Source organism: Kocuria sp. 2SI (assembly GCF_005502825.1).
Lineage (GTDB): Bacteria > Actinomycetota > Actinomycetes > Actinomycetales > Micrococcaceae > Kocuria > Kocuria palustris.
In genome coordinates, this window is sequence record NZ_SCNB01000043.1 from 1 (window position 1) to 4,966 (window position 4,966).

Annotated in this window: 3 protein-coding genes; 1 reads left to right on the forward strand and 2 read right to left on the reverse strand. The window is 61.7% G+C overall.

Annotation, left to right across the window (positions count from 1 at the left end; all coding sequences use genetic code 11):
• On the reverse strand, positions 1-216 hold a 216-nt coding region (locus tag FFS25_RS14205), incomplete at its 3' end, for a BPL-N domain-containing protein (protein WP_212742754.1).
• A gap of 665 nt (positions 217-881) precedes the next feature.
• Between FFS25_RS14205 and FFS25_RS13180 the strand changes: the two genes are divergently transcribed.
• The gene (locus FFS25_RS13180) at positions 882-1,292 is read left to right on the forward strand and encodes a DMT family transporter (protein ID WP_137803232.1); all 411 of its coding nucleotides are present in this window, start codon (positions 882-884) and stop codon (positions 1,290-1,292) included.
• 654 nt (positions 1,293-1,946) lie between these two features.
• Here the strand turns inward: FFS25_RS13180 and FFS25_RS13185 are convergent.
• Positions 1,947-4,664, reverse strand: coding sequence for a hypothetical protein (locus FFS25_RS13185; RefSeq protein WP_137803233.1), 2,718 nt, complete (start codon positions 4,662-4,664; stop codon positions 1,947-1,949).
• Between the last annotated feature and the right edge of the window lie 302 nt (positions 4,665-4,966).

A 4,966-nucleotide genomic window follows, 5' to 3' on the forward strand; every position in this document is an offset into this window, starting at 1 on the left:
CCCCCCGACGGATTCACTGAAAAAGCCGAAGCCCTCGCTCCCTGCTAGATATGCACCCATGCAGATGCCGAGGTAGCTACCGCCGGTAGCCACAAAGTCACTCACCCCACGGATGAAATCCGCAGGAAAACTCTGGGCAGCGGCCGAATATTGTCTCCACCGCCCGGCTGAGCGTAGAGAGCGACTCCAGAAAGGGCACTTGATTCGAGAGGGAATTCTTCATGCGGGCCGATAAACGCAACGTCCATACCAAGCGGTGATTGCGACAGTCGCTCAGCAAGAGTTTCCGAGCATCCTGCGCACCCCGCCGGGCCGCGGTACACAAGGGCGATCCGCGCATCCGGAGTCTCGTCGTCGTTCCTGCTGATTGGTGCACATCCGTTCGCTAGCCCAGCGAAAGGGACCGTCAGCAGCCCCGCGAGGACCGACCGGCGCGACCGTCCAGCAGGTGATTCGAACGTACCCATATTTCAATGATAGGTGGGCTTGGTCCACTGCCCGAAGCGACCGGTGCAGCCTGCTCCTGGCCTCTGATCGTTGAACGCGGCCCGAAGTCAGGGGCTGCTGCTCGGATGGGTGACATTGGATCGTCACGCAGCCTGGTCGGCTGGCTCAAAGTTCGTCTGCAGGTCCAGTTTCGACGCCGGGGAGCGGTGACCGTCTCTTCGCACACGAGGATATGGGGCTCGCAGTAGCGCGGGTCCTTGGGTTCGACCCACGAGTACGCGTACCGGTTGGCGGTCGTGGGGATAAGCGCCACGTCCTTGTTGACCCAGCGCAATTCGAGCTTTTGCGACTACCCAGCCAACGACCCGCTCCTTCCACCGGGACCGACCCTTCAAGCGCATCGACAGGGACTCTCGGCGGCGCCTCACCGCCTCATGAATCGCGGCGTCGGGCGCGCCGCCGCGATGGGCGCTGTCGTCGACCTGGACGGCATTGCCCTCATGCCCGTACTCCTGCTGACCGGCGCACCGCTCATCGCTTCCGCTCAACCGATGATGGTCGGGATCTACATGGCACTGGTCCCGATGCTCCTGGGCTATCTGCTCTTCGGGTATGGCCTCACGCGCGTCACTCCAAGCGCCGCGACAACGCTCACGCTCGCTGAACCCGCGATCGCCGCCCTCCTGGCCGTGGTCCTCGTCGGTGAGCGCCTCCCCGCCATCGGTTGGGCTGGACTCGCGGACATCTGCGCCTCGCTCCTGGTCATCTCGCTCGCACCTGCGACACACGCGTGTGCCGCCGAACCGTCGCGTTCGCGCGAGCTCCCGATACGTCAGGAAGCTTGAATCAGTCAGCCTGAGATAGACATCCAGCAAGACCTGGAGATGCGCCCCAGTACCGGGATGAAATCACTGGGTACGGCCCAATAAGGTCCGTGGAGAGGTTAGATGGCGAAACGAAATTCCACCACGTTTCCACACGAAGGACAATGACGAGCCGACGCGTTCCCACGGAACCGGATGGGCTCAGGTGAGCGCGCTTCTGCCATGCGTTGAACTCACCCAAGTCCCAAAGCTTGAGACTGATCACGCCAGGTGATCGCGCAGGGCCTGCGGCTTGCTCAGCCCGCGCCAGAACTCGGAGCCGCGTCCATGGACTGCCGGGAGAATCTCATCGAAGGGCATGCCTGGCCCGAAGTCATCATCGCCATGGCAGGGAGCCCGCTGGAAGTACCGGGCGTAGCCCGAACCCGATAGGAGTTCGATGCAGCGATGACGTCAGCACACGCAGCCTGATCCTCGATCACGAGGCCTCGCCTGGCCACGAGAGCCACCTGCTCATCTTGGCAAAGGCTCAGCTTCGCGTATTGCACCCCGAATAGAAGGAGGTCAATCCCATTTGAGCTTCTTCGATAGGCATGGGCGGTGGTCGCTCGCGTCCAGCCAAGCTCATGCCACCCCACGACGCTCGAGCACGGCGAGTGACCCCAGACTTACCGGTCAGCGCAGCCCACGCCGGAATCGTTCAGCAGCCCCCTCATTCCGCCGTGCCTCACTCTCGTACGAGGCAGCAATTCGCCTAAACACCCCGGCCACTCGAGGTGCGTTATCAGCAAGTGCTTCGGCCTTGGCTCGATAGTCCGCACCTAGTTTGAGTTCTTGCTCGCCGCCGTCCTCCAGACCCCGGCTAGTGATGCCGCGACCATTGATGATCTGGACGAAGAGGCCGGTCTCAATGTTATCCAGTTGCACCTCTTCGAGGAGATCCCGCACGACGACGCCGGGCCAAGTGCCGTCGTCGTCTGGTGGGGTGTGGCAGAGAACCTGACCAATCCGCTGCAGTCCGACCTCGGTCCGGCCGCGTTCCGCAAGGAGCTCCATTGCGCTATCAATCCAGGCTCGAAGAACCTCGGCATTCATGACGCCATCGACTAGCCCCGGCGGTGAGTCCCAGGCGTTGAGCAGGCGGTACGCGTTGGTTGCCATGGAAACGTCGCGCTGCTCTTCGTCAGCTTGGTCCTCGGCGACTTCTTCTTCACTCTTCGGCCGGGCACGGTAGGCGGTGCACACGACCCCGACGAATTCCGCCGGGTCAGCAGCCAAACTTCCGGATAGCGCTGGGACTTTCGCGTCGTATCCGAGCGCTGGAAGGTACGACCACTGCAGCCGAACAAGGTCGCCAGGCTCAAGATGATCGCGCATGGCTTCGAGATACGCAAAAAGTTGCTGGAAGTTATAGGTCGATAGGTAGCGAGCAGCAGCAGATTGAGCTTGATGTGCCAGGAGTCCGTCCAGCGCCCGCACAATGAGCTTCGCTGCTTGTGGGCGTGGCCCGTCCTTGTCGACGTGAGAGTACACGCTCATGAGATGCAAGACGTCGGCGTGGCGGCCAGCTTGGATCAATCGATCGGCAACCTCGTCGATCTTGTCGAAGTCTCGCCCCAAGCCGAGCGGTTGGAACGCCGCCCAGTACCCGGTCTCAAGCTCCGGGTCTGCTGCAGCCAATGCCCACGCCTCCGGTAGGTTGTCGCGCGCGACAAGCAGGAGTCGAGCACGCTGATCAACCGTGAGATCATCCCGTTCGAGCAAGCCTGTGATGAGCGCGAATCCTTCGAGGGAATAGCGAGCTGAGAAGTACGACATCGCGGTGCTGACGAGATCTTGGTCCTCATACGCCAACCAACCAAGAAGTTCTTCGTCGTACGACGAGCCGGCGTTCGCCAGCGCGATGCCAACGGAACCGGGTACCAATGCATCGCGTGCCAGTCTTGCGATGGCATCGAATCCACCCTCGGCTTCGATCTCCTTAATGGCTTCGATGCGCTGGCGTCCGAGCTCGCGCTCAAAGCCTTCATAGTCATCTAGTCTGCGAGCGCCGACATACGGAGTCCATGACTCGAAGAGTCCGACTAGCCTGCGGTACACAGACTTTGGCCGGTAGCGCGCGGCCAGCGCGTCGAGCCTGCTCAGCTCCTCGTCGGGGAGCACCCATGCCGCATCCGGAAACTCGCGATGATGGCCGATGAGGTCCACGAGTGCTCGCCACAACGCATCCCGAAAGTCAGTCGAAAACTTCGGCTGATCGGCCATCGAATCGAGCGCCGCCACCACACGCTCTCGATCTGCTGGTGGCAACTCTGAAGTGTGAGCAAGGATCGTTGACCAGCGCTGTGCGTCGTCGCCTGCGTCCTCGATACAGCGCTCAACCGCGGCGGTCGTCATTTTCCAGATCTCGCCGTATGTCACCGAAAGCTTGTCCGGTTTCCAGGTTCGGAACGCTGGTGCGTTGATCGGAAAGTGCGTCCCGTGGCTCTCTGGAAGCATGCTGCTCTCCAACCTCCAGGCGGCGTCGGGATGCCTGTGCCGCAACGTGTCGAGGACTGTGATTCGCCGGTCCGGATCGACGGAACTGTCGGGATGCCACGGGCGGAACATTGCAGCCAGCGAGGCGGCGGGACGGTTTGTCATCCGGCCACCTGGATCGATCTCGTCCAGGCGGGCCAGGAGATCAACGGCACGACCGAAGTGATCGGGGGACCAAGACACGCACTCAAGGGCCCACAGCAGATTGCTATGTGGAGTGCCGCCCGAAAAGAACCCGGATTCGCCCGTGTGGTCCTGGAACATGGTGCCCAGCAAAGGATCATCGCCCGCTGTTGCTGCGCTGACCGCATCGAGGAAGGCGTCTGGCCCGGCCTCAGCGAGCAGCGGCAATATGTCAGCGAGTGATTCCCACGCTTGCCCAGTGCCGTCTGCCGACGCCCACTCGAGCAGTTTCCTGACCAAATAGTTCGCGAAGTCTGAACCTGATACTCCGCCCGACAAGGCGACAGTTCCGCCGTAAATCCCCAATAAGGCCAGTGACTGAGCGAGGCCGCGGCGGAGGTCACCGGAATAGCGGCGAGTCTTGCCGTCGATCGTCGCTCTCCACCCTTGGTCACGCGGTAGTTCGAGGGCCGGATCGTCTTCTGCGAGAACCATCTCGACGATGGTCTCGAATCGCTTCATATCGTCGTGGGTCAGCTTCGACACCAACAGCATCCATGCGTCCACCGCCGAGACAAGATGCCAGGCTCCGTCAGTTCGGATCGCCAGAGGATCGGTGGGGCTGTCGACGATCCCTGAAATCTCCTCTCTGAACGACTCGTAGTCGGCTCCCGTCAGCGCCTCGAGAATCGAACGATCCCCTTGCACGTTGTCTTCCCATGAACCAGCCAACAGGATTGATCGGAAACTTCGGGACGGACTCGCATTAGCCCAGGCTGGTCGATGCAGGACGGCCTTTACGGCCAAGTTTCGCCGCAGCCCGGTCAAGCTTCGACGTGCGAGTCTGCCGAGCGCATCGGCCTTGTCTCTGTCTGTGACCCCGGCGCTCTTCAGCGCGGTTGCTACCTCAGCGGCGTCTAATTGCCGCGCGTCAGACTTAGTGGCAGGGCCGTTATGTAGGTCCTGAAGGAGAGTCAGACATGGGTAGACCACCCTCGATTCCGGCGGAGAAGAAGACCCGGATAGTGCTGAGC